22 protein-coding genes are annotated in these 22,006 nt (G+C 73.0%); 7 read left to right on the top strand and 15 right to left on the bottom strand.

What is annotated here, in order from left to right; genetic code table 11:
• Nucleotides 1-360: 360 nt before the first annotated feature.
• Both ACZ3II_RS42860 and ACZ3II_RS42855 read left to right on the top strand, forming a co-directional pair.
• Complete coding sequence (locus ACZ3II_RS42860) at nucleotides 361-699, top strand: ArsR/SmtB family transcription factor (RefSeq protein WP_465526535.1); 339 nt, start codon at nucleotides 361-363, stop codon at nucleotides 697-699.
• A complete protein-coding gene (locus ACZ3II_RS42855) occupies nucleotides 696-1,169 on the top strand; it encodes an SRPBCC family protein (RefSeq protein WP_465526533.1) in 474 nt (157 codons plus the stop codon). The genes ACZ3II_RS42860 and ACZ3II_RS42855 overlap by 4 nt, the downstream gene beginning before the upstream one ends.
• Before the next feature lie 325 nt (nucleotides 1,170-1,494).
• Here the strand turns inward: ACZ3II_RS42855 and lgt are convergent, their stop codons facing one another.
• The 7 genes from lgt to ACZ3II_RS42820 form a co-directional block, all read right to left on the bottom strand.
• Nucleotides 1,495-2,355: a prolipoprotein diacylglyceryl transferase gene (gene lgt / locus ACZ3II_RS42850; protein ID WP_465526531.1), complete on the bottom strand. Its 861-nt coding sequence runs from the start codon at nucleotides 2,353-2,355 to the stop codon at nucleotides 1,495-1,497.
• A 311-nt stretch (nucleotides 2,356-2,666) separates the two neighbouring features.
• A complete protein-coding gene (locus tag ACZ3II_RS42845; RefSeq protein ID WP_465526530.1) occupies nucleotides 2,667-4,052 on the bottom strand; it encodes an MBL fold metallo-hydrolase in 1,386 nt (461 codons plus the stop codon).
• 41 nt (nucleotides 4,053-4,093) lie between these two features.
• The gene (locus ACZ3II_RS42840) at nucleotides 4,094-4,465 is read right to left on the bottom strand and encodes a rhodanese-like domain-containing protein (RefSeq protein WP_465526528.1); all 372 of its coding nucleotides are present in this window, start codon (nucleotides 4,463-4,465) and stop codon (nucleotides 4,094-4,096) included.
• A gap of 125 nt (nucleotides 4,466-4,590) precedes the next feature.
• Nucleotides 4,591-5,367 carry a sulfite exporter TauE/SafE family protein gene (locus ACZ3II_RS42835; RefSeq protein ID WP_465526526.1) on the bottom strand — a complete coding sequence of 259 codons (777 nt, stop codon included), beginning with the start codon at nucleotides 5,365-5,367 and terminating at the stop codon, nucleotides 4,591-4,593.
• 76 nt (nucleotides 5,368-5,443) lie between these two features.
• Entirely contained in the window at nucleotides 5,444-6,031 is a 588-nt protein-coding gene (locus tag ACZ3II_RS42830) for a rhodanese-like domain-containing protein (RefSeq protein ID WP_465526524.1), read from the bottom strand.
• Nucleotides 6,032-6,050: 19 nt separating this feature from the next.
• Nucleotides 6,051-7,445, bottom strand: a complete 1,395-nt coding sequence (locus ACZ3II_RS42825) for an MBL fold metallo-hydrolase (protein ID WP_465526522.1) — start codon at nucleotides 7,443-7,445, stop codon at nucleotides 6,051-6,053.
• A gap of 380 nt (nucleotides 7,446-7,825) precedes the next feature.
• Complete coding sequence (locus tag ACZ3II_RS42820; protein WP_043526820.1) at nucleotides 7,826-8,095, bottom strand: metal-sensitive transcriptional regulator; 270 nt, start codon at nucleotides 8,093-8,095, stop codon at nucleotides 7,826-7,828.
• 391 nt (nucleotides 8,096-8,486) lie between these two features.
• On the opposite strand from ACZ3II_RS42820, the gene ACZ3II_RS42815 reads away from it, so the two are divergent.
• Complete coding sequence (locus ACZ3II_RS42815; protein WP_465526520.1) at nucleotides 8,487-8,780, top strand: hypothetical protein; 294 nt, start codon at nucleotides 8,487-8,489, stop codon at nucleotides 8,778-8,780.
• 94 nt (nucleotides 8,781-8,874) lie between these two features.
• On the opposite strand, the gene ACZ3II_RS42810 is transcribed toward ACZ3II_RS42815, so the two are convergent.
• The 6 genes from ACZ3II_RS42810 to ACZ3II_RS42785 all read right to left on the bottom strand — a co-directional run bounded on the left by ACZ3II_RS42810 (nucleotide 8,875) and on the right by ACZ3II_RS42785 (nucleotide 14,751).
• On the bottom strand, nucleotides 8,875-9,129 hold the full coding sequence (locus tag ACZ3II_RS42810) for a hypothetical protein (RefSeq protein ID WP_465526518.1): 255 nt from the start codon (nucleotides 9,127-9,129) through the stop codon (nucleotides 8,875-8,877).
• A 236-nt stretch (nucleotides 9,130-9,365) separates the two neighbouring features.
• Complete coding sequence (locus tag ACZ3II_RS42805; protein WP_465526516.1) at nucleotides 9,366-9,725, bottom strand: GntR family transcriptional regulator; 360 nt, start codon at nucleotides 9,723-9,725, stop codon at nucleotides 9,366-9,368.
• Complete coding sequence (locus tag ACZ3II_RS42800) at nucleotides 9,726-11,102, bottom strand: MFS transporter (protein WP_465526514.1); 1,377 nt, start codon at nucleotides 11,100-11,102, stop codon at nucleotides 9,726-9,728.
• Between the two features lie 72 nt (nucleotides 11,103-11,174).
• Nucleotides 11,175-11,627, bottom strand: coding sequence for a hypothetical protein (locus tag ACZ3II_RS42795; RefSeq protein ID WP_465526512.1), 453 nt, complete (start codon nucleotides 11,625-11,627; stop codon nucleotides 11,175-11,177).
• The gene (locus ACZ3II_RS42790) at nucleotides 11,624-13,402 is read right to left on the bottom strand and encodes a dynamin family protein (RefSeq protein WP_465526508.1); all 1,779 of its coding nucleotides are present in this window, start codon (nucleotides 13,400-13,402) and stop codon (nucleotides 11,624-11,626) included. Before ACZ3II_RS42790 ends, ACZ3II_RS42795 begins: the two co-directional genes overlap by 4 nt.
• A complete protein-coding gene (locus tag ACZ3II_RS42785) occupies nucleotides 13,399-14,751 on the bottom strand; it encodes a dynamin family protein (protein WP_465526506.1) in 1,353 nt (450 codons plus the stop codon). The genes ACZ3II_RS42790 and ACZ3II_RS42785 overlap by 4 nt, the downstream gene beginning before the upstream one ends.
• Before the next feature lie 281 nt (nucleotides 14,752-15,032).
• Between ACZ3II_RS42785 and ACZ3II_RS42780 the strand changes: the two genes are divergently transcribed.
• The 3 genes from ACZ3II_RS42780 to ACZ3II_RS42770 are packed head-to-tail and all read left to right on the top strand — an operon-like array spanning nucleotide 15,033 to nucleotide 20,214.
• Nucleotides 15,033-17,477 (top strand): LuxR C-terminal-related transcriptional regulator, encoded by a 2,445-nt coding sequence (locus ACZ3II_RS42780; protein ID WP_465526504.1) that lies wholly within the window; start codon nucleotides 15,033-15,035, stop codon nucleotides 17,475-17,477.
• Nucleotides 17,474-18,007, top strand: a complete 534-nt coding sequence (locus tag ACZ3II_RS42775; RefSeq protein WP_465526502.1) for a LuxR family transcriptional regulator — start codon at nucleotides 17,474-17,476, stop codon at nucleotides 18,005-18,007. The genes ACZ3II_RS42780 and ACZ3II_RS42775 overlap by 4 nt, the downstream gene beginning before the upstream one ends.
• A gap of 41 nt (nucleotides 18,008-18,048) precedes the next feature.
• Entirely contained in the window at nucleotides 18,049-20,214 is a 2,166-nt protein-coding gene (locus ACZ3II_RS42770; RefSeq protein ID WP_465526500.1) for a DUF4132 domain-containing protein, read from the top strand.
• Nucleotides 20,215-20,469: 255 nt separating this feature from the next.
• On the opposite strand, the gene ACZ3II_RS42765 is transcribed toward ACZ3II_RS42770, so the two are convergent.
• Complete coding sequence (locus tag ACZ3II_RS42765) at nucleotides 20,470-20,901, bottom strand: hypothetical protein (protein ID WP_465526498.1); 432 nt, start codon at nucleotides 20,899-20,901, stop codon at nucleotides 20,470-20,472.
• 40 nt (nucleotides 20,902-20,941) lie between these two features.
• Here ACZ3II_RS42765 and ACZ3II_RS42760 point away from each other — a divergent pair, with 40 nt between their 5' ends.
• On the top strand, nucleotides 20,942-21,511 hold the full coding sequence (locus ACZ3II_RS42760) for a phosphotransferase-like protein (protein ID WP_465526496.1): 570 nt from the start codon (nucleotides 20,942-20,944) through the stop codon (nucleotides 21,509-21,511).
• On the opposite strand, the gene ACZ3II_RS42755 is transcribed toward ACZ3II_RS42760, so the two are convergent.
• Nucleotides 21,488-21,994 (bottom strand): SMI1/KNR4 family protein, encoded by a 507-nt coding sequence (locus ACZ3II_RS42755; RefSeq protein WP_465526494.1) that lies wholly within the window; start codon nucleotides 21,992-21,994, stop codon nucleotides 21,488-21,490. The two genes, ACZ3II_RS42760 and ACZ3II_RS42755, sit on opposite strands and share 24 nt — an antisense overlap.
• Between the last annotated feature and the right edge of the window lie 12 nt (nucleotides 21,995-22,006).

Below are 22,006 nucleotides of genomic sequence, written 5' to 3'. Positions count from 1 at the left end.
GGTCCACGATCTCTGCGGTCATCACTCACAGTGCCCATCCCGCCGGATCGAAGTCCGGCGAATCGGGCCAGAAACACCGTTCGTGGCACAGTCCCTCGCCGGCCAGTGGCTGGTCAACCCCCGCGCCGCCCACGTCCAGCGCCTCGCCACCACAGCGGCTTAAGACGCGCGTTCGCCCCATCGGTGAGCCGGCCGGGCGACGAGCCTGTCGTAGCCTGCCAGCGCGCTCCTTGACGTCACCTGCCGTGGCGCGGACTGCGCCCGCAAGACCCCGCGCCATCAGCGGCGGCAACCTCCCCAAGCCATCGCCTGTGTCGGCAGCGCTTGACGCCATCATCGGTAAGTCGTAGCTTACCGTTCGTGACAACTTACCGATCTGATGATGGCTGGGACGTGCTCGCCGACGCGTCGCGGCGCTCGATCGTCACGTGTCTGGCCGAGCGGCCGCGGGCCGTCGGTGAACTCGCCGACGAACTGCCGATCAGCCGGCCCGCGGTATCGCAGCATCTCAAGGTGCTCAAAGACGCCGGCCTGGTCACCGACGAAGCCGCCGGCACCCGCCGCGTCTACCGGCTCAACCCCGCCGGTGTCGCCGCGCTGCGCGACCAGCTCGACACCTTCTGGAACCGCGCGCTGCGCGGCTACCAGGACCTCACCGAACAGCCCACCGATCCCGCACCGAGCAAGGAGCAGTCATGACAGAGGCAACCGCCGTAGTGGTCCAGCGGCAGATCGTCATCGAAGCACCGGTCGAGCATGCGTTCACCGTGTTCACGCAGCGGTTCGGTGACTTCAAGCCGCCGGAACACAACCTGCTCGGCACGCCGATCGCCGAGACCGTGTTCGAGCCGAAGGTCGGTGGCCACATCTACGACCGCGCCACCGACGGCACCGAATGCCGCTGGGCCCGGGTGCTCGCCTACGAACCCCCGCACCGGGTGGTGTTCAGCTGGGACATCAGCCCGCAGTGGCAGGTCGAGACCGACCCCGGCAGCACCAGCGAGGTGGAGGTCCGGTTCATCGCCGAGACCCCGCACCGCACCCGCGTCGAACTTGAGCACCGTCACCTCGACCGGCACGGCCCCGGCTGGGAATCCGTGCGCGACGGCGTCGCCCACGACCAGGGCTGGCCGCTCTACCTCACCCGCTACGCCGCCCTGTTCGCCTGACACAGCCGAGCCAGTTGCACGGCTACGTGAGTCGGTCGAGGGGGCGGCCCTGGATTCGGGCGGCCAGCTCGGGATCGATCGGGTCGACGCCGGCGCGCTGGGCGTGGCGGCGAGCGCGCGGTAGATGCTGGCGACGCTCGGGTTGCGGCCTTTGCGTTTGCCGGTCGGGATGATCAGGTCCGGTTGGATCTGCTCGACGGTTTCCCCGGCGGCGCGTCGGCGCAGGACGGTGTGCAGCATGTCGGCCGTGATCACCGGGGCCGGCAGAGGGGGCTGTCGGCCCCGGTGATCAGATGTGGGACCTGCCGGGCTCCATGCTCCGTTCTCATCGGCTGATGTTGGCTTCGCCATTGCGGTGGTCGCCGGCGGACACTGCCGCTCCGGTACTGGGTTGCTCCGACCCGCGGGTGGCGATCAGGTAGGCCACGGCGGTGAGGAACACGATGATCGAGGTCCACACGTTGAGGCGAAGGCCCAGAATGTGGTTGACGTCGTCGACCCGCAACGACTCCACCCAGGCCCGGCCCAGGGTGTAGGCGGCGATGTACAGCACGAACAGCCGGCCGCCGGTGACCCGGAATCGTTTCTCCGCCCAGATGAGCAGAAAGAAGACTCCCACGCACCACAGCGACTCGTACAGGAATGTCGGGTGGTAGAGGCCGATGTCGGGAGTGTCGGCGGGACGGTTGCCGGGATCGATGCGCAGCGCCCAGGGCACAGTGGTGGGTCCGCCGAAGAGTTCCTGGTTGAAGTAGTTGCCCCATCTGCCGATCGCTTGGGCGAGGACGAGTCCGGGGGCTACCGCGCCGGCGAACGCCGACAAGGAGATGCCGCGCCGGCGGCAGCCGATCCAGGTGCCGACGGCACCGAGGGCAACGGCTCCCCAGATCCCGAGGCCGCCTTGCCAGATGTACAAGGCCGCGACGGGGTTGCGGCCTTGGGCGAAGTACAGCTGCGGGTCGGTGACCACGTGGTACAGGCGTCCACCGATGATGCCGAACGGCACCGCCCACACCGCGACGTCGGTGACATCCTCGGCCTTACCCGACCGGGCGACCCAGCGGCGCTGAGTGATCAGGACCGCCACGATGATGCCCACCAGGATGCACAGCGCGTACGCCCGCACCGGGAACGGGCCCAGATGCCAGACCCCCTGCGATGGGCTGGGCAGGTAGGCAAGACTCATCGATTCCTCCACCCCGCGGTTGCGGTGTCTGCCGGTCCCGGCCGCCGGGATCGATCTTCACCGCTCAGTATCGACGGCGGCCCGATCAGCGCGGCGTCCAGGCTGGGTGGGGTGCGGGAGCATGAGGGCCACCGGCGGGAACGGCCCCCGGCCGGGGCCGATACGGCCGGGCGCCGGGTCAACCACCTGGCACCCGTCTTCCCGGGCCGGATACCGCTGGAGCTTACGAGGAGGCAGCCGGTAGACCGTGCCGCCGTGGTCCGGTGGCGCGAACCGCGGCGGCACGTCGATGAGGTCGTGCTGGCAGCCGGTCAGACGGCGGCGGGGGCGGTGGTGAGCTGCCAGGCAGCGTATCCGCCGAGCAGGTCGGAGGCGTCGGGGTGGCCGTTGGCGCGTAGCAGGCTGGCGGCGACGGAGGAGCGGTAGCCGCCGGCGCAGTGCATGACGACTGGCCGGTTGTTGGGGATCTCGGTGAGGCGGCGAGGCAGTTCGGCCAGGGGGATGTGCGTCGAGCCGTCGATGGCGCCGTGTTCGCGTTCGCCGGCGGTGCGGACGTCGAGGATCATGGGCGGCTGCGGGCTGTCCAGGGCGGTGCGCAGGTCGGCGGCGGTGACCCGGCTGGCGCGGGTGAGCTCGGATGCCATCTGCGGCAGGGCGGTCTCGGGCTCGTGCAGGTAGCCGAGGACCTGGTCGAAGCCGATGCGGGCGAGGCGGATGACGGTCTCCTCGGCGCGGTCGGGATCGGCGATCACGAGTAGCTGATCTGCGGGCTGGGCGACGGTGCCGGCGGTTTCGGCGAACCGGCCGTCGGCCGGGATGTTGAGCGCCCCATTGAGGTGTCCGGCGGCGTAGTCGTGCGGGTCGCGGGCGTCGATGACGATGGCGCCGGCCGTGCGGGCGGCCGCGAAGTCGGTGACGGTCAGCGCCTGCGGGGTGGTGGTGTAGTCGAACAGGTCGCGGGCCTGGCGGTTGAGGGCGGCGTCGAAGGCGAAGTAGCCGGGCGCGGCAGGCTGCCCGGCGGTGACCAGGGCGAGGAACTGGTCGACGCTCATCGGGGCGCAGGCGTAGTTGGTGCGGCGCTGCTCGCCGATGGTGGACTGCCGTTCGGTGGACAGGTTCTTGCCGCAGGCGGATCCGGCGCCGTGGGCGGGGAACACCCGTACCTGGTCCGGCAGGGCCATGAGTTTGTGCTGGACGCTGTCGTGGAGCATGCGGCCGAGTTCGTCGGCGGTGACGCCGGTGGAGGCGAGCAGGTCGGGACGGCCGACGTCGCCGATGAACAGCGCGTCACCGGTCAGCACGCCGTGCGGCACGGTGTCGGCGGCGTGCTCGTAGACGAGCACGCTGATCGACTCGGGGGTGTGGCCGGGGGTCTCGAGGATCTGCAGGGTGACGTCGCCGAGGCTGATGCGTTCGCCGTCGGCGAGTGTGCGGATCTCGTATTCGGTGTCGGCGCGCCGGCCGTAGCCGATCCAGGCGCCGGTGGCAGCGGCGACTTCGAGGTGTCCGGCGAGGAAGTCGGCGTGGAAGTGGGTGTTGATGACCCCGACGATGTTCAGCCCGTGGGTGCGGGCGTCGGTGAGGTATTCGCCGATGTCGCGGCGCGGGTCAACGAGCACCGCCTGGCCGGTGGTCTCGTCGGCGATCAGGTACGACGCCTGCGACAGGCAGTCGAGGTAGTACTGCGTGAACAGCATGGTCTTCTCCCGTGGTCGGTGGTGTGGGGTCTCGGGGCGGGTCAGGCGAGCCGGCCGGGGCGGCCGCCCTTGGCCTGCAGCGGCATCCCGGCGTCAATCCAGCCGCGCATGCCGCCGGTGAGGTCGTGGACCTGCCGGCCGTCGTGGGCGAGCAGGGCGGCGGCCTGCCGGGAGCGGGCCCCGGACAGGCAGACGGTGATCACGGGCCGGTCGGCCGGCACGTCGGCGAGGCGGGAGGCGAGCTGGCCGAGCGGGATGTGCCGGGCCCGCGGCGCGTGCCCGGCACGCCACTCGGCGGGTTCGCGCACGTCAAGCAGTACCGCACCGGCGGCGATCAGCGCGGCGGCCTGCTGCGCGTCCACCGACCGGTACGGCTTGCGGAACAGCGCGGTGAGCAGCGTGGCTACGGGCATCGGAATCCCCTTGGGTCTTTGGGTGGCGTGGCAGGTGCGGGCCTGGAAACCTTCCCATCGGATACCCCCAGGGGTATCTGAGGAGGACGGTTGTGGTGTGCGCCGCAACGCGAGGGAAGCGCGGGTCAGGCCGTGACGGGGTTGACGATCGCCTGGACGGCGACGAACGCGGCGATGGCGATGACGAGCCAGGCGAAGGCGCGTTGCAACTGCCGGGTAGGCAGCCGGGTGGCGATCCGGCCGGCAGCGAGGGAGCCGATGATCGCGGCGAGGGTGAACGCCGCAGCGATGCGGTAGTCGATGGCCGCGTCACCGGCGTGCGCGGCGAACCCGGCGGCCGAGTTGACCACGATGATGACCAGCGAGGTGGCGACGGCAGCGGGCATGCTCAAGCCGAGCAGCAGAACCAGCGCCGGGATGATCAGGAAGCCACCGCCGACACCGAACAGGCCGGTGAGGAAGCCGACGCCGAGGCCGGCGGCGATGGACTTGGGTAGGCAGCCGCGCCAGTTGATGCCGCCGCCGGGCAGGGCGCAGTCGCCGCCGGAGTCGTCGGTGCCGCCCAGCATCCGCCACCCGGCGACCACCATGAGCACGGCGAAACCGGCCAGGACCAGCTGCGGATCGAGCAGCCGGTTGACGGCGGCACCGGCGAACGCCGCGAGAGCGCCGGTGCCGCCGACGATCCCGGCGATGCGCCACTGCACCAGCCCGGCCCGCAGGCGCGGGAGCAGGGCGGTGGCCGACGAGATGCCGACCACCAGCAGCGAGGTGGACACGGCCGCGGCAAGGCTCAGGCCGGCGCCGTAGACCAGAGCGGGGACGGCGAGAATCGAGCCGCCGCCGCCGAGTAGGCCGAGCAGGATCCCGATGAGCGCGCCGAGCCCGACAGCGGCGATCATGACCGGCCCCGGCCCCGGTCCGGCTGGTCCGCGAAGGCCGGCCGGCGGCGCTTGCTGCGGTGACACGGCATGGCTTCTACCGCCGGTCGCTGGTCAGGGCGGTGACGACCTGGTCGAGGTCGGTGCGGGGGCCGCGGTTGTAGGGCAGCTTGGCCAGCAGCATGCCCATCGCGCAGGTGTTGCTCAGTGCCGCGAAGGCAAGGCCGGCGCCGATGAACGCGGCCACCCACCTCACCGGCTCGAACAGTGTGCTGGCCAGCACCGCGAGCAGGACGATGCCGCCGGCGGCCAGGCGGACCTGGCGTTCCAGGTCCCAGCGCGGGGTGCCGGTGGTGACCGGTGCGTGGGCGGCCTGCCAGGCGGTGATGCCGCCGGTGAGCACCCGCAGGTTCGGCAGGCCCGCTCCGGCGAGGGCCTGTTCGGCCTGGCCGGCGCGCTGTCCGGAGCGGCAGACCAGCACGACCCGCTCGTCGAGGTGGTTGCGCAGCTCGTCGCGGTGCTCACGCAGCAGGTCGAGCGGCACGTTGTAGGAGCCGGGGATGTGCGCGGTCTCGAACTCGGCCGGGGTGCGCACATCGATCAGCCGCGGCGTGTGGCCGGTGGTGAGCAGGTGCTGCAGGGCGGGGACGTCGAGGGCGGCGGGGGTGCCAGTGGGCGTGGTCATCGGGTGCGGTGCTCCTGTTTCAGTTTCCGGCAACGATGGACAGGCCGGCGTCGGCAGCGTCGGCGTAGGCGTCGTCGATGTGCACCACCCGGCGGCCGGCCCGCTGCAGCAGGCTGGTGGCGGCCGCGGCTCGGTAGCCGGAACCGCAGTGCACCCAGACCGTGCCGGCGGGCACGTCGCCGAGGCGGTGCGGCAGGTCGGGCAGCGGAATGTGCACCGCGCCGTCGATGTGCTCGGTGCGCCACTCGTTGCTCATCCGCACGTCGAGCAGCACGTCGACGGCGGGCAGGTCGTGCGGTGAGGTGCTGGCGCGGGCGGCGGCCAGGTCGGAGAACGTGGCGGTGGTCAGCCCGGTCAGGCGGGTATCGTCGCCGTCGGCCCATTGGCCGGGGCTGCCGGTGGCCGCGGCTGCGGGCCGGTCGATGCCGATGCGGGCGAGTTCGCGCTGAGCGTCGGCGGCCTGCTGCTCGCTGTCGCCGAGCAGGGTGATCGGCGCGCCCCACGGGGCCATCCAGCCGAGCCAGGTGGCCATCGGCCCGTCCAGGCCGAAACTCAGGGTACCGGCCAGGTGCCGGTGCGCGAACGCCTTGCGGGAGCGCAGGTCGACCACCCACTCGCCGTCCGCGATCCGGGTCGCCAGTTCGGCCGGGTCGGCGACGGCCACCGCGGTGAGGTCGATCAGGTCCGCGCCGGCGGTGTTGCGGGCACCCATGTGCGCGTAGTACGCCGGGTAGGCGTCCAGCCCGGCCAGAGTCTGCTCGACGAAGTCGTCGGTCTCCAGCCGCAGCGCCGGGTTGGCGGTGCGTTCCCGGCCGATCGTGGACTGCGGCGCGTCGGACTGGGTGGCGGAGCAGAAGCTGCCGAAGCCGTGGGTCGGCCACACCTGCGCGCCGTCGGGCAGCAGGTCCGCCAGCCGGTGGGCGGAGGCGTGCTGGTGCTCGGCGAGGGTATGGGCGTGCTGCTTGCCGAGCAGATCGGTGCGCCCGGTGGTGCCGAACAGCAGCGACCCGCCGGTGAACACCCCCACCGGCCCATCGGTGTCGTCCAGGATGTACGACAGGTGGTGGAAGGTGTGCCCGGGCGTGGCCACGACTCGCAGCCCCATCCCCGCCGACACGGTGACCTCGTCACCGTCGGCCACCGGCCGCCGCTCGAAGCCGACCTCGTCGGCGCCAGCGACCAGATATGTCGCGCCGGTCAGCTGGGCGAGGGCCAGGCCGCCGGAGATGTAGTCGTTGTGCAGGTGCGTCTCGGCGACGTGGGTGATCCGCACGCCGAGCCGGCCGGCCAGGGCCAGGATCCGGTCGATGTCGCGTTGCGGGTCCACCACGATCGCGACCTGCCCGTCGTGGGCCAGGTAGCTGCGGTCACCCAGAGACGAGGTCTGCACGACCTCCACGCTCACAACAGTCATCACACGTCGTCCCCTCGTTCGTCTGCGCTGGTCAGCGGCTGGTCTCGACCGGGTGTCCGGCCTGGCGCCACGCTTCGGTGCCGCCGGCCAGGGACTGCACCCGCGGCGGCCAGCAGCCGGGCAGCGGCGAGACTGCGGGCACCGGAGTGACACACCGTCACCACGTCCTGCCCGGCATACCGGCTGGCGGCCGCCTCCACCTCATCGAGCAGCACGCCGGAGACGCCGTCCTGCCGCAACCGGTCAACAGGAATCTCGCTTAACGTCACTTCAAAACTCCATTCAGTGTATACCCCGGGGGGTATGCGAGAGACATGGTTCGGCCAAGGCAAAGAGCTGAAGCCCCCGCCCCTCGATGCGACAGGCGGGGGACCTGCGGCTCAGGACAGCGACATGAACAGCTTCTCGAGCTCTTCCTCGCTCATCGGCGGCTCCTCGCCACGCTGGCGGGCGGTCTGGCATTCCCGCATCCCGGTGGCGATGATCTTGAAGCCCGCCCGGTCAACGGCGCTGGACACGGCTGATAGCTGGGTGAGCACCCGCTTGCAGTCCTCACCATTCTCGATCATCGCGATCACCGCGCCGAGCTGTCCCTGCGCCCGCTTCAGCCGGGTCAGTGCGTCCTTGAGCAGGACCGGACTCATCTCCATGGGTACCACCTCCACCGTGAACATACCCCAGGGGGTACCCGGCATTGCAGACCAATGTACCCCCGGGGGTATGTGCCATGTCTACGGTGATTCGCACCGCAGATGCCAGCGACACCAGGCTTGCCCGCCCAGACCTGCCGACCAAGATCATCGCTGACGCCAGTTCTCGTTCCGATGCTCCTCAAGGGCTGAGGCGCTGGGTGAGCCGGTTCTGCGCCGGCCGCGATGTGCTGGGTGTGGCGGTGCAGTCGGGCGCGCTGCTGCGGGTGGGGTTCGTGCCCGAGGAGGGGACGTTGCGCCTGCCTGGTCCGGGTCGACGAAGCCTGGAGCCACGGGGTGAAGATCGCCGTCGCCGCCTCTGGTGCAACCGTCGTGGTGCACAGTGAAGGTTGTGAAGGATCACCTCACCGATGAGATGACGGCATCGCTGCAACGGCTACAGCGGGTCAGTGATGATCGCCAGGCCAGCCTGGAGCGCCGGCAGGGCGCTGCCGGCCGATCCGGCGCCGACGATCGTCACCGGGTTGATGCTGCCGACCGGCGGGACGATGCCCTGGATGAGCGTGCCGAAGCCGCTGACCGCCGTGACGAGACACAAGCGCGGCGGGAAGCGCAGCTCGATGACCGGCAAGCGGTGCTCGATCGGCGGGAGCAGCTGCTCGACCGGGGAGAGACGCCGGCCTGACGGGCGGGACATCGCTGGGAAGCCCGGTGCGCGGGGAGCACGGCGACGGGCCGGTGGGCTGGCCGGCGCGAACAGGGCCCGCGGAGGCGAGAGATCAAGCCGTGGGCGTGTTGGCGTGCAGGCGTTTCAGGGTGGTGTTGTCGGCGGTGGAGCCGGGGGCACGCAGTTCTTCACCCTTCGGGGAGGTCACGGGACAGCCGATCCCGAGCGCGTCGACTGCGGGGAGATGGTCGATGCGCGAGTCGGTGGCGGTGTCCTCAGCGATGAGTTCGCTGCCGGTGCCGATCAGAATGTGACGAGGGTTGTCGTGGATGTGGTTCTTCTGCCCGGTTGAGGTGTCCGGTCCCACCGGCGACTTTCGGAACGACGCCGTTTGTGTCGCCGTGATGGCCGAGCCAGCCGTGCAGGATCGTCGGATGTGCTTCCGGGTGCCGTGTGTGGCAGTCGGCTGGCGGCGATGGCCGCCGGCCGCTGCGGATCGGGCACCGGCTCCGGTGGTTCTGCTGCAGGCTCGGGAACCGACTTCTTGACGTTGGGGCGGGAGGCTGCGGGTGGGCTTTGCGGCGGTGGGCGTACCGCGGCGGGTTATCGGTCTTCGAGGGCGGCTTTGACGAGGGCGAGGGCGGTGGCCGGGGGGATGCCGAGGGCGCGGGTGCGTTCGGCGTAGGCGTGGGCGGCGCGTTGGGCCTGGCCGGACGTTGCGGTGGCTTTGGCGGTGATGACGGTGCCGTGGCGGCCGCGGGTCTCGACGAGGCCGGCGTGTTCGAGTTCGCGGTAGGCGCGGGCGACGGTGTTGACGGCGAGGTTGAGGTCGCCGGCGAGTTGGCGGACCGGGGGGAGGCGGGTGCCGGCGGCGAGGATCCCGTCGGCGGCTTGGCCGGCGATGGCGAGGCGGACCTGTTCGTACGGGGGTGTGGGGGAGCCGGGGTCGAGGGTGATGTCCATTCAGAGAACTTTCGGCGGTGTGTTGCCGACGGCGAGGATGGCGCGCCGGATGGGGACGAGGGCGAGGAGGATGCCGCCGGCGAGGAAGAAGACGACCAGCGAGACGATGCCGATGCGGTAGCTGCTGGTGAGCTGGAAGATGAGGCCGAAGAAGAGGGGGCCGAGCCAGCTGGTGCCTTTGTCGCTGATCTCGTAGAAGCCGAAGTATTCGCCTTCTTTGCCGGCGGGGATGAGCTGGGCGAAGAGGCTGCGGGAGAGGGCTTGGCTGCCGCCGAGGACGAGGCCGATGCCGGCGCCGAGGATCATGAAGGGTACGGGTTGGCCTTCGGGGAGCCAGAACGCGGCGATGATGACGAGCAGCCACAGGGCGAGGCTGATCAGGATGGTTTTGCGGGCGCCGATGCGGGCGGCGAGGGCGCCGAGGAGCAGGGCGCCGCCGAAGGCGAGGAATTGGACGATGAGGATGGTGACGATCAGGGTGGATTGTTCGAGGTTGAGTTCTTCGGTGCCGAATTGGCTGGCGAGGGTGATGACGGTTTGGATGCCGTCGTTGTAGACGAGGAACGCGCCGAGGAAGAAGAGGGTGAGCGGGTAGGCGCGCATGCCTTTGATGGTGTGGCCGAGTTGTCTGAACCCGTCGGTGAGGATGTTGCCCTTCTCGATCGTCGCTGAGGCGCTGGGGTGTTCGCGGAGCAGGCGCAGCGGGATGATCGTGAACGCGGCCCACCAGACGCCGGCGGAGACGATGCAGTAGCGGGCCAGGTCGAGGGTCTTCTCGGGGTTGCCGTCTTCGGTGAGGGTCATGACGACGACGAGGTTGAGCAGGAGCAGAAGTCCGCCGCCGAGGTAGCCGAAGGCCCAGCCGCGGCTGGAGATGCGGTCGCGGTCGTCGGGGCCGGCGAGTTGGGGCAGGAACGAGTGGTAGACGACGACGGCGGCGCCGAAGCTGATGTTGGCGATGATGAAGAGGATGCCGCCGAGCAGGTAGCGGTCTCCGGTGACGAGTCCCATGGCCATGGTGGCGGTGGCGCCGGTGAAGGCGGCTGCGGCGAGCAGGGGTTTCTTGCGGGGGGCGCGGTCGGCGACGGCGCCGATGATGGGGAGTACGAAGACGGTGAGCAGGACCGACAGCGAGACGAGGTACGGGTAGTAGGAGCCGGCGGCGACGGGGATGCCGAGGGGGTGGACGGTGCCGTCGCAGGTGTCGGCGCCGATGGCGCAGCCGGCGGCCTGTTCGGTGACGCTGGTGAGGAACGGGCCGAGGAACACCGTGATGACGGTGGTCTGGAAGGCCGAGTTCGCCCAGTCGTAGAAGTACCAGCCGCGGAGTTCCCGTTTGCCTGCGGGAACGATGTCGTGGGTGCCGGTGACGGCCATCAGTGTGCGCTCCTGGGTGTGGTCGGTGCGCGGTCATGATGCCATTCCGGGCGCGTTAACGGGAGATGTGGATCACTGTTCACCTGTGGTCCACCAGCGGGCCAGGGCGGCGGTGGCGGGGTCGTCGGAGTTGGTGAGGACGGTCCAGGCGTCGGCGCCGGGGGGGATGTCGATGCCGGCGTAGGCGGCGAGTTCGGCGGCGGTGACCGGGTCGGTGGGCGGGATGAAGCCGGTGTCGGCGGCGCCGAGGGTGGCGGTGTCGATCCAGGGGAAGCCGTCGACGGGTTCGGGCAGGTCGACGGCGAGTGCCGGGGGGAACACGGTGTCGTCGGCGACCGCATCGCCGATTTCGGGAATGTCCGGGACGTCGGTGTCGGGGGCGGGCTGGTCGTCCCACTGAGGGGTGTGGTCGTCGAAGTCGACGTCGTCGTCGTGCAGGGTGGGGGTGTCGTCGGTGTGCGGTGGCGGCAGGTCCTCCGGCACGTCGAAGCCGAAGTCGTCGTCGTGGTCCCAGTGGTCGGTCATCGGGAGAGCCCTTCGTCGATGGGTGCGGGTGTCAGGGAGCGGGCTCGCAGCAGCGCCTCGTCGGCCTGGCGTAGCCGGGCGGCGGCGGCGTCGCGGTCCTTGGTGGCGGCGGCGCGGCGTTTGGCCCGGCCGGCGGCGTCCTCGGCGGCTGCGGCGTCGATCTCGGCGATGAGGGCGTCGAGTTCGCGCAGCCTACGCTCGATGGCGTCGTCGAGGGCGACCGACAGGGCGTATTGCAGGTCGGTGAACCGGCCGCTGATCTCGTCGGTGAGTGCTGCCCGGGTCTCGGCGAGGACGTCGCGTAGCCAGGTGTGGGCGTGCCGGCGGTCGGTGTGGACGCGGCGGCGGTAGATGACGTAGCCGCCGGCGGCGAGGCCGAGGCCGAGGCCGGCGACGGGTAGGAGCAGGCCGCCGGCGAGGCCGAGGGCGGAGACGCCGAGCATGGCGCCGCGGCCGGCGAGGAGGGCGACGCCGCCGGCGGACAGGGCGATGAGCAGGTTGTCGCCGGAGCCGTCGCGGGGTGGGCCGGCGGTGAGGGTGTGGCGCAGGGTGGCGCCGACGCGGGCGGGGTCGAAGGAGTCGGCGAGGACTTTCTCGGCGACGTCGCGGTAGGTGTCCTCCAGGGTGGCCGACAGTTCCGCGGCGACGGCGTGGAGTTGGGTGTCGAGGTCGTCGGGCAGGGCGGTGAGGGTGTCGCCGCGGGCGGTGTCGATGCGGCGGGCGTAGTCGTGCTGGATCTCGGTGAGGCGGGTGCGGAGCCGGCCGACGACGGCGACGCGGGCGTGCTGGATCTCGGCGTTGAGTTTGAGGGTCCACTGCCGGGATTCGGTGCGTTTGCGGGCGGCGAGGGCGGCGCGTTCGGCGCGGGTGGCGGCCTGCGCGGCGGGGTCGACGGCGGCGTGGATGCGTTGTTCGGCGGTGTCGCGCAGCCGGGTGAGGTCGCGGTGGGCGGCGCGGAGCACGTTGGCCAGGCGTAGTTGGTGGCCGCGGCCGGCGAGTTCGACGAGGGCGTGTTGCAGGGCGGGGATGCGGGATTCGGTGGCGAGGGTGTCGCGGGTGGCGGGGTCGGTGGTGAGGGCGATCTCGGCGAGGCGGGCGGAGACGGGGAACCAGGGGGCGGCGGCGAAGCGGGGGGCGTGGGCCTGCAGCAGGGAGCGGTTGTCGTCGGCGATGGCGCGCCACTGCGGGAATGCGTCGATCTTGGTGAGGGCGAAGACGACGGCGTCGACGCGTTCGGTGGCGGCGGCGAGGAAGTCCAGTTCCGGTTGGGACAGGGGGGCGGAGGCGTCGGCGACGAACAGCAGGGCGGTGCCGCGGCGTACGGCGTCCAGGGCGATGGTGGCGTGGACCGGGTCGAGGCCGCCGGCGCCGGGGGTGTCGAGCAGGGTGAGGTATTGCAGCAGTGGGGCGGGGTGGGTGACGTCGATGCGGCGGGCGCGCTGGCGGCCGCGGGCCCAGTCGGACAGGTCGTCGACGTCGATCTCGTCGCCGCCGGGCAGCCAGGCCCGGGCGCTGAATGCGGGCCCGGGGGTGAAGTGCAGGTAGGCGGCGGTGGTGACGGCGGCGTCGACGGGGGACAGGCCGGGTACGCCGAGGAGGGCGTTGACCAGGGAGCTCTTGCCGCGTTTGGTTTCGCCGACGACGACCACGCCGGGGCGGGTGAGGTGGGCGCGGCGCAGGTCGGCGAGGTCGGCGGCGGCGTCGGGGTCGGTGGTGCGCAGGTAGGAGAGGGTGTCGCGGACGGCGGTGTCGAGCTGGGTGGTGAGGTCTTTCACGCCTGGGTCTCCCGGATCTCGCGGGCGAGCAGCTGGAAGCCGCGGTGGGCGACGTGGGCGAGGCGGGCCTGGGCGGGCCCGGCGCCGTCGACGGCGTAGGCGCGCCATCGGCCGGCTGCCGCGATCGCCGCGGATGCCAGCCGGCCGGGCTCGGCGCCGGGGGTGGCGAGGATGTGGTGCGGGTCGTCGGAGGTGGCGAGGCGGATCAGCTCCTGGTCCCAGCCGGCGGGCAGGGGCACGGTGCCGGTGGCGGCGCGCTGGGCGGCGTCGAGGAGCCGGAGCCGGTGGTAGGCGGGGTCGCGCAGGGCTTGTTCGACGGCGTCGCGGATGACGTCGCGGGCGTGCGGGTCGTAGGAGGCGAGGCGTTCCAGGCGGGTGAGTGCCCATTGGGCTTTGATGGCGTCGCTGCGGCGGCGGAAGGTCTGGTCGACGGTGGCGGTGAGGCGGGCCAGCCCGGACGCGGCGGTGAGCCGGCGCACGAGTTCGCCGGTGCTCAGGCGGGGGTCGGTGGTGAGCTGGGCGCAGGCGAAGCCGATGCCGTACAGGTCGAGGCGGGTCAGCAGCCGTTCGCGCTGGCCGGTGGGGACCGGTGCGGGGCGGGTGCGGAACAGGTCGGCGGACAGCAGCAGGATCTGCAGGTCGGCGGGGGGCAGGGTGGCGAGGGTGGCGAGGGCGTCGCGGTCGGTGGCGGTGAGCCGGCCGGCGACGGCGGTCTCGGCGAGCAGGCCGGCGATCGGTACGACGTCGCCGACGGTACGGGTGAGCAGGTGTGCCTGCTGGCGGGCGAGGGGTTCGGCGACGGGCCACGGGTCGGCGCCGCCGCCGGTGAGGGTGTCGATGCGCGAGAGGACGCCGATGGCGTTGACGGGGCTGGTGGCGAGTTTCGCCGAGGCGGCGTGGAAGGCCTGCAGGGCGTGCAGGTCGTCGGCGCGGACGGCCTGGGTGAACACGTAGACGACGGCTTCGGCGGCGGCGATCTCGCCGGCGGAGTCGTCGTCGATGCCGACGGCGGCTTCGGCGCGGGCGCTGCCGGCGGTGTCGGTGGAGGCCAGGCCGGGGGTGTCGACGACGGTGAGGTCGCGGAGCCGGTCGCTGGTGAGGGTCACGTCGACGTGGGCGATGCGGGTGGCGGGCACGCCGAGGCGGGCCGGGACCATGCCGTCGTCGTCCAGGGGCAGGCTGTGCCGGTCGCCGTCGCGGGTGACCACGTCGATGCGGTCGGCGGGCCCGTAGCGGAAGCGGGTGACCACCCGGGTGCACTCGCCGGCGGCGGTGGGGGCGACCCGACGGCCGATCAGAGCGTTGACTAGTGTCGACTTTCCGGCTTTCAGGCGACCTGCAATCGCCACACGTAACGGATCGTGAAGGCGCCGGCTGATCTGTTGCACCTGTTGACCAGCATCGAAGGAGAGGCGCGTGACGATATCGTGACAGAGAGTCACGACACCGGTGGTGAGGGGGCCGGTCACTTCGACTCGTCAGCGCAAGCCACTGTCGGCGACAATGTGCGTATCGCGGCTGTCGTCGTCACGAAGGGACCCTTTCGTCGGAGCGTTGTTCGCAGTGAAGCCTACGGACACCGGCCTGCGGGCCGGCATCACGAGTTCGTGCCAGTGAGGGGGGAGCGCAGGTGACGGACGAGCCAGAGGTGGCCGCCCGTACCGCGTTGCGCCAGGGGCCCGCCCTCGTGGTGCTGACCGGGCCGCCCGGCTGCGGCCGCACCACCCTGCTGCGCCGCATCGCCGCCGCCGTGCCCGGGCCGGCCCACCTCGGCGGGGGCCTGGCCATGCTCGCCGAGGTGCCCGCCCTCGCCCTGTCCCGGGCCGTGCGCGCCCGGCTGCCCGCCGACGACATCCCGCTGCTGGCCGAGGCCGTCCGGTCCCGGGTGCGCGGCGGGCTGCTGGTCATCGACGACCTGCACCACGCCGACCCGGCCACCGTGGCGGCGCTGCCGTACCTGGCCCGCACCTGCCGGGTGCTGGTGGCCGTACGCACCCCGCACCGCCTCGACGCCGACCTCGCCGCCGCGTTGCGGGCCGCCGCCACCGCCTGGCTCGCGGTGCCCCCGCTGACCGCGCACGCCGCGCTCGACCTGGCCCGGCAGACCGCCGGCGGCCTCGACGACCTCGCCGCCGCGGCCGTGGTCACCCGCGCCGGCGGCAACCCCCTCGCGATCATCGCCCTGGCCCGGCAGGCCGCCACCGGCCGCCCCCCGATCGGCGAGGACATCGACCAGGTGGCGTACGCGATCGCGACCGCCCTGGCCGACCTGCCCCGCCCCGCCCGCACCGCCCTGGCCGCGCTCGGGCTGCTCGGCCGGCCCGCCGCGCCCGCCCTGCTCGGCACCGGCGCCGCCGACCTGCTCGCCGCCGGGCTGATCACCGCCGAACCCGGCGGTGACCTGCTGCCGGTGTCCGGGTACGTCGCCGAGACCGCCGCCGGGCTGCTCGACGCGCAGGCCCGCGCCGACCTGCACGCCCGCCTCGCCGACCTCACCCCACCCGCCGAAGCCGCCCGGCACCTCGCCGCCGCCGGCGACCCGGCCGGCGCCTACCGCAAGGCCCTCGCCGCCGCCGACCGGGCCGGCGGCGCCGAACGGGCCGCGCTGCTGCTGTTCGCCGCCGGCCTGCCCACCACCGTCGACCCGCGGGTGCGGCTCGCCGCCGCCGACGCCGCCCTCGCCGCCGGCCGGGCCGCCGACGCCGCCGACGTCCTGCACGGCCAGACCCTCCTGGAAGCGGCCGTGCTGCGCGGGGAGGCGCTGCTGCAGGCCGGTGACCCGGCCGGCGCCCGCGACGCGGTCCGGGCCGTCCCGGACACCGCCGCGACCGCGATCGTCGCCGCCCGCGACCGGGTCCTGCTGCTGTCCACCCTGGCCGGCGAACCGATGAGCGCCCTCGAACTCGCCGACAAGATCGCCGCCCGGCACCCGGAGCCACCCGACGGCATCGCCGCGGCGCTGGCCGCCGTCCGCGCCGCGCACCGGCTGCCCGGCTGGGACACCGCCCTCACCGCCGCCGCGAACGCCGCCGACCCGCTGATCGCCCGCTGGTCGGCGTGGCAACTGGTCGAACACCTCGCCGCCGAAGGCCGGCTCGTCGACGCCGCCACCGCCGCCCTGCACGCCGCCGCCACCGCCGGCGAAGCCCTCGCCTACGGCTGGCAGACCCGGTTCCTGGCCGCCGCCGACTGGGCCCTGGCACTGCACGGCCCCGGCTTCCCCACCGCCCTGTCCTGGGACGGCACCGACGGGGTGCTGCGCCGCGCCGCCAACCTCACCGACCGGGCCCTGCCCGAGCAGGCGCGGGCGTACGCGACCGCCGCGACCGCCCTCATCGAAGCCGACACCGGGCTGCTCGCCGCCGCCCGCACCCGCCTCGGCGCCACCCCCACCCACCCCGCCGCCGCCTGGGTCGCCCGGGAGGCCGCCTGGCTCGACGGGCAACCCGACCGGGCCGTGGCCACCCCCGGCGACACCGGCCGCGGCCTGCTCGCCGGGCTGCACGCCATCACCGCCCGGTGGGCCGCCTACGACCTCGGCGAACCCGGCAGCCCCGCCATCCCCGTCGACCTGCCCGCCCCCGCCCGGCGCACCCTCACCGCCTGGGCCGTCGGCGCCGGCCTCGACACCGCCGCCGACGCGTGGCAGCCCGTCGCCCTGCGCGAACAGATCCGCTGCCTGATCGCCGCCGGGCTCACCGGCGCCGACCGTGACACCGCCGTCACCGCCCTGCTGCGCGCCGAACAACTCGCCGACGACGCCGGCCTCACCGTCCTGGCCGGCCGGGCCCGCCGCGGGCTGCGCCGCCACCAGATCCAGCGCGACACCCGCAGCCCCCGTTCCGACGGCCGGCTCACCCGCCGCGAACTCGACGTGCTGCACCTGGTCGCCGCCGGGGAACCCACCCGCCGCATCGCCGGGCAACTCGGCATCTCCGCCGAGACCGTCGACACCCACATCCGCGCCAGCATGCGCAAACTCGGGGCGCGTACCCGTACCGAAGCCGCGGCACTGGCCCTCGCCCCCACCCCGGCGAGGGCCGAACCCTTCGACACCACCGAGGATGGCCGGTGATACGACAGCCCGACGACGCGCCACGCCACGTAGTGGCCACCTCCGCCGAAGCCGACACCGTCCTGCGCCGGCTCGGCCGTGACGGCTGGACCGCCCGGCCCGGGTTCGCCCTGCCCGACCCCTCCTGGGACGTCGGCGCCGCCCACCTGGTCCTGCACGGCCGTATCGGCGACGACGACATCGAGACCGCGCAACTGGCCGTGCTCGCCGCCGCCCGCGGCGCCGGCGTCGTCGCCGTCTGCGACGCCGAATCCGCGGCCGGCCGGGCCCTGATCGACGACCTGTCACGGCTCGGGCCGGTCAACCGCGGCGCCGACGGCACCGACCTGATCGCCAACCTCATCCCCGAACAACGCGCCCTGCTCGACCGGCTCGCCGCCGGTGACACCATCGCCGCCGCCGCGGCCGCCGAATTCCTGTCCCTGCGCACCGCCAACCGGCGTATCGCCGAAGCCCGCGCCCTGTTCGGGGTCCGCACCACCCGCGAAGCCGTCCTCGCCTACCTGCGCCAGCGCCAGCGCACCGAATAGACCGCCGGTTTCTGTCGTACGGCGGCGGTAGGTTCCGCGGTGTGGAAGACATCCCCGTGGTGGCCGCCCCGCTCCGCGCGGTGCCGCCGATCCTGGCCGACCCGCCCTGGCAGCACCGCGCCACCGCCGCGAAACCACCCACCGTCCCCGGCCTGACCTGCACCGACACGCCAGGCGTGCACTGGCTGCCCGGCGAACGCCGGCAGTGGGCCGAGCAGGCCGCCTGGGTCCACGGCAACCCCGGCACCGACTGGGCCGCCCGCGCCGCCGAGCTGAGCGCCGGCCACGGCAGCCGCATGGACCTGCTGCGGCTGCTCCTGTTCGCGCCCGAGGACATCGCCCGGCCCGCCCTCGCCGGCTGGCGCGAGCACACCGACTGGGCATCGGCGGAGTGGCTGCGGTCGGTGGCGGCCCGGTTCGGCGCCGGCGCGCTGCCCGCCCTGCTGGCCGAAGCCCGCGCCACCCCGGGCGAACACGGGCCGCTGCTGATGCCGTTCACCGCGCCGGACGTGGCGGCCCTCATGGCCGACTGGTCGGCCCGCCTGAAAACGGTGCGGCCCCTGGCCCGGCAGTGGCTGCTGCGGCACCCCGCCGCGGCCGCCCGCGCCCTCATCCCGCCGGCCCTCGGCAAGCCCGGCACCGCCCGCCGGCAGGCCGGGCAGGCGCTGCTCCTGCTGCACCGCCACGGCCACACCACCCTCGTCGAGGACGCCGCCGCCGGGTACGGCCCACCCGCTCTCGCCGGGGTGCGGGCGCTGCTGGCCGCCGACCCGCTGACCGCCCTGCCCGCCCGGATGCCGGCGCCCCCGGACTGGGCCGCCCCCGCCGCCCTGCCACCGGTGCGGCTGCGCGACGGATCCGGGGCGCTGCCGGGCGACGCGGTCAGCAACCTGATCCGGATGCTGATGATCTCCCCGGCCGATGCGCCGTACGCCGGGCTCGGCCTGGTCCGCCAGGCGGCCGAACCCGCCGACCTGGCCGCGTTCGGGTGGGGCCTGTTCCAGGCGTGGCAGTCCACCGGCGCCGCCGGCAAGGACACCTGGGTCCTCGACGCGGTCACCCTCACCGGCGACGACGAGACCGCCGCCCGGATCACCCCGTACCTGCTGTCCTGGCCCCGGCACGGCCGCACCGCCCGCGCCGTCGCCGGGCTGGCCGTGCTGGCCGGCATCGGCACCGACACCGCGCTGCTGCACCTGCACCGCATCTCCGTCCGCGCCACGTCCGCGCCGCTGCGGGCCGCCGCGACCGCCCGCATCCACGAGGTCGCCGCCGCTCGCGGGCTGACCGCCGAGCAGCTCGCCGACCGGCTCGTGCCCGACTTCGGCCTCGACCGTGACGGCCGGCTGCGGCTGGACTACGGGCCCCGGCAGTTCACCGTCGGGTTCGACGAACAGTTACGGCCGGTCGTCGACGGGCTCAAGGCCCTGCCGAAACCGGGCGCCCGCGACGACACCGGTCTGGCCGAGGCCGCCTACCGGCGGTTCACCGCCCTCAAACGTGACGTGCGCACGATCTCCGCCGAGCAGGTGCGGCGCCTGGAACACGCCATGACCAGCGGCCGGCGGTGGACGGGCGCGGAGTTCCGGCGGCTGTTCGCCGAGCATCCGCTGATGTGGCACCTCGCGCGGCGGCTGGTGTGGACGGGCCCCGGCGGTGCGCTGCGGATCGCCGAGGACCGCAGCTTCGCCGACGTCGCCGACGAACCGGTCCGGCTCGGCGACGACGACCTGATCGGCGTCGCCCACCCGGTGCACCTCGGCGGCGACACCGGCCGGTGGGCGCAGCTGTTCACCGACTACGAGATCCTGCAACCGTTCCCGCAGCTCACCCGGCCGGTGCACACCCTCACCGAGGCCGAGCGGGCCGGGTCACGGCTGCACCGGTTCGAGGACGTCACCGTGCCCACCACCACGATCCTCACCCTGGACCGGCGCGGCTGGCGCCGCCGGGAACCGGTCCGGGCCGGCATCTGCGACGGATTCGACCGTGCCGCCGGGACGGGGCTGGTCGTGTCGGTGCACCTGGACCCGGGCATCGTCGGGCAGGCCGGGTTCACCGACGAACAATGCGTGGTCGCGGTCCACCTGCACGACGGCAGCGCCGGCCCGGGCAACCTCACCGGGCCCGGCATGCGGTCCCTGGCCGTCCTCGACGCGGTCACCGCCTCCGAGATCCTGCGCGACCTGACCGACGTGACCACGTGACCGGCCGGTGAGGGCGACTCCGTGGGCCGCTGACCGGCCCTCAGGTACGCACCGCGTGCGCCGGGCTTCACGTGGGTGGCCGGCACCATCGGCACGGCGCCGCCGAGGTGCTCGTTGAGGACACCGACGGCCAGGTTGTCGCGGACGCGGTGGCGATCACCTGCACCGTCCAGGCGGGCGTCAGCAGGCCGATCAGCTCACCGAGATGCCGCAGCGGGGGTCGCGGCGCACACCACCAGATGCAGGGACCGCATGTCAGACCCGCGCCAGCAGGTGCCGCGACGGCTCATAGTCGATCTTCACGTCGGCGTAGACGCCCAGCACGCCGTCGGCCAGGCACCGCAACCCCAGGCTCAGCCAATGGACCTCGCCACTGTCGGTCAGGGAGAACCCGACCGCCGCCGCGAACTCCTCAGCCCCGCACGGGCACGCGCACTCCTCGCGTTCGGCGGCGTTCCAATGGTCGGCGCTGTCGCCGATGAACGCGGTCACCCCGCACGCCACGCACGTCCGCCGGCTGTCGTCGTCACCGTCGACGTCGATCCGGAACGCCCGGCCACCGCACACGCAGCGGCACTCCACCACCGTGTCCACCGGATAGCCGCCGGCCTGATATCCGCGCAGGAACGCGGCCAGGTCGCCGAGATCCTCACCCCGCCAGTGCTCCCCGGACCTGTCGATCGCCATCGCACCATTGTGCGCGACGGTAGATGGCACCATGAGGACCGTGCGGACTCCGGTGGTGTTTCTCAACGGGGCGTCGTCGGCGGGCAAGACCAGCCTCGGGCGGGCGCTGCAGGACCTGACCGGCGAGCCGATGCTGCTGCTCGGCCTGGACACCCTGTTCGCCACGGTCCCGGACCGGTGGGCCGGCGGGCCGCTCGGACAGTTCCGCGATCGCGGGTTCGCCTACGAGCGGCTGCCCGACGACGACGGGCAGCCGATGCTGCGGATCACCTACGGTGACGACGGCCGGCGGATGATGGCCGGGTTCCACCGGGCGGTCGCGGCCCTCGCCGCGGCCGGGAACGCGGTGATCATCGACGAGATGCTGCTCGGCGCGGACGTGCGCGACGACTGGCTGCGGGTGCTGGCGCCGTGGCGGCCGCTGCTGGTCGGGGTGTTCTGCGACGACGGCGAACTCGCCCGCCGGGAGACCGCCCGCGGCAACCGGCCGGGCCTGGCCCGCTGGTCGGCACGGCACGCCCACCAGGGCATGCGCTACGACCTGACGGTCGACACCACACACCGCGACCCGGTCACGGTGGCCCGGTCAGTCCGGGAACGACTCGGCTGAGGTCAACGCCTGCACGAAGGTACGGAAGTCAGCGGCCACCGTCAGCTCCTGCCCCGAGTCCGCGTCGAGCCACACCACCGGCGGGCTGCCGTGCGGGCCGCACGCGCGGTAGTCCAGGGCCAGCCAGGTGTGCCCGTCGCCGCACAGCAGCACGACCGGGGACGGCAGGTCCCACTCCCGGACCAGGTAGGCGGTGTCCAGCAGCGACATCTGCACGGCGTCAGGTGCCGCGGCGATGCCGTGCAGGTGATCGAACGGCACGTGGTCGCCTGCCCAGGAGTTCGGCGCGGCCGGGCAGGCGTCCCACGCGTCGGCGACGGCCCCGCCGTTACGGATCTCCAGTAGCCGGATCAGTGCGGCGGGCAGGGTGACACCCAGCTGATCCTCGGCGGCGGCGACCAGGGCGGGGGTCAGTGGGGGCAGGGTCATGGCGTCGTTGCCGGCATCCCAGAACGAGGCGGCGACGTCGTCGAACGCGGTCATGCCCAGCATGCT

This window comes from Actinoplanes sp. NPDC019969 (assembly GCF_055562375.1).
Note: the sequence above shows the minus strand (reverse complement) of the source record. Positions and strands in the feature narration are given on the sequence as shown.

Coding starts and splice junctions, on each gene's coding strand:
- ACZ3II_RS42795 (WP_465526512.1), bottom strand. CDS start 11,627: ATGACCGACCACTGGGACCACGACGACGACTTCGGCTTCGACGTGCCG.
- ACZ3II_RS42830 (WP_465526524.1), bottom strand. CDS start 6,031: ATGACCACGCCCACTGGCACCCCCGCCGCCCTCGACGTCCCCGCCCTG.
- ACZ3II_RS42820 (WP_043526820.1), bottom strand. CDS start 8,095: ATGGAGATGAGTCCGGTCCTGCTCAAGGACGCACTGACCCGGCTGAAG.
- ACZ3II_RS42765 (WP_465526498.1), bottom strand. CDS start 20,901: ATGGCGATCGACAGGTCCGGGGAGCACTGGCGGGGTGAGGATCTCGGC.
- ACZ3II_RS42855 (WP_465526533.1), top strand. CDS start 696: ATGACAGAGGCAACCGCCGTAGTGGTCCAGCGGCAGATCGTCATCGAA.
- ACZ3II_RS42805 (WP_465526516.1), bottom strand. CDS start 9,725: ATGGACATCACCCTCGACCCCGGCTCCCCCACACCCCCGTACGAACAG.
- ACZ3II_RS42800 (WP_465526514.1), bottom strand. CDS start 11,102: ATGGCCGTCACCGGCACCCACGACATCGTTCCCGCAGGCAAACGGGAA.
- ACZ3II_RS42825 (WP_465526522.1), bottom strand. CDS start 7,445: ATGACTGTTGTGAGCGTGGAGGTCGTGCAGACCTCGTCTCTGGGTGAC.
- ACZ3II_RS42835 (WP_465526526.1), bottom strand. CDS start 5,367: ATGATCGCCGCTGTCGGGCTCGGCGCGCTCATCGGGATCCTGCTCGGC.
- ACZ3II_RS42845 (WP_465526530.1), bottom strand. CDS start 4,052: ATGCTGTTCACGCAGTACTACCTCGACTGCCTGTCGCAGGCGTCGTAC.
- ACZ3II_RS42840 (WP_465526528.1), bottom strand. CDS start 4,465: ATGCCCGTAGCCACGCTGCTCACCGCGCTGTTCCGCAAGCCGTACCGG.
- lgt (WP_465526531.1), bottom strand. CDS start 2,355: ATGAGTCTTGCCTACCTGCCCAGCCCATCGCAGGGGGTCTGGCATCTG.
- ACZ3II_RS42755 (WP_465526494.1), bottom strand. CDS start 21,994: ATGACCGCGTTCGACGACGTCGCCGCCTCGTTCTGGGATGCCGGCAAC.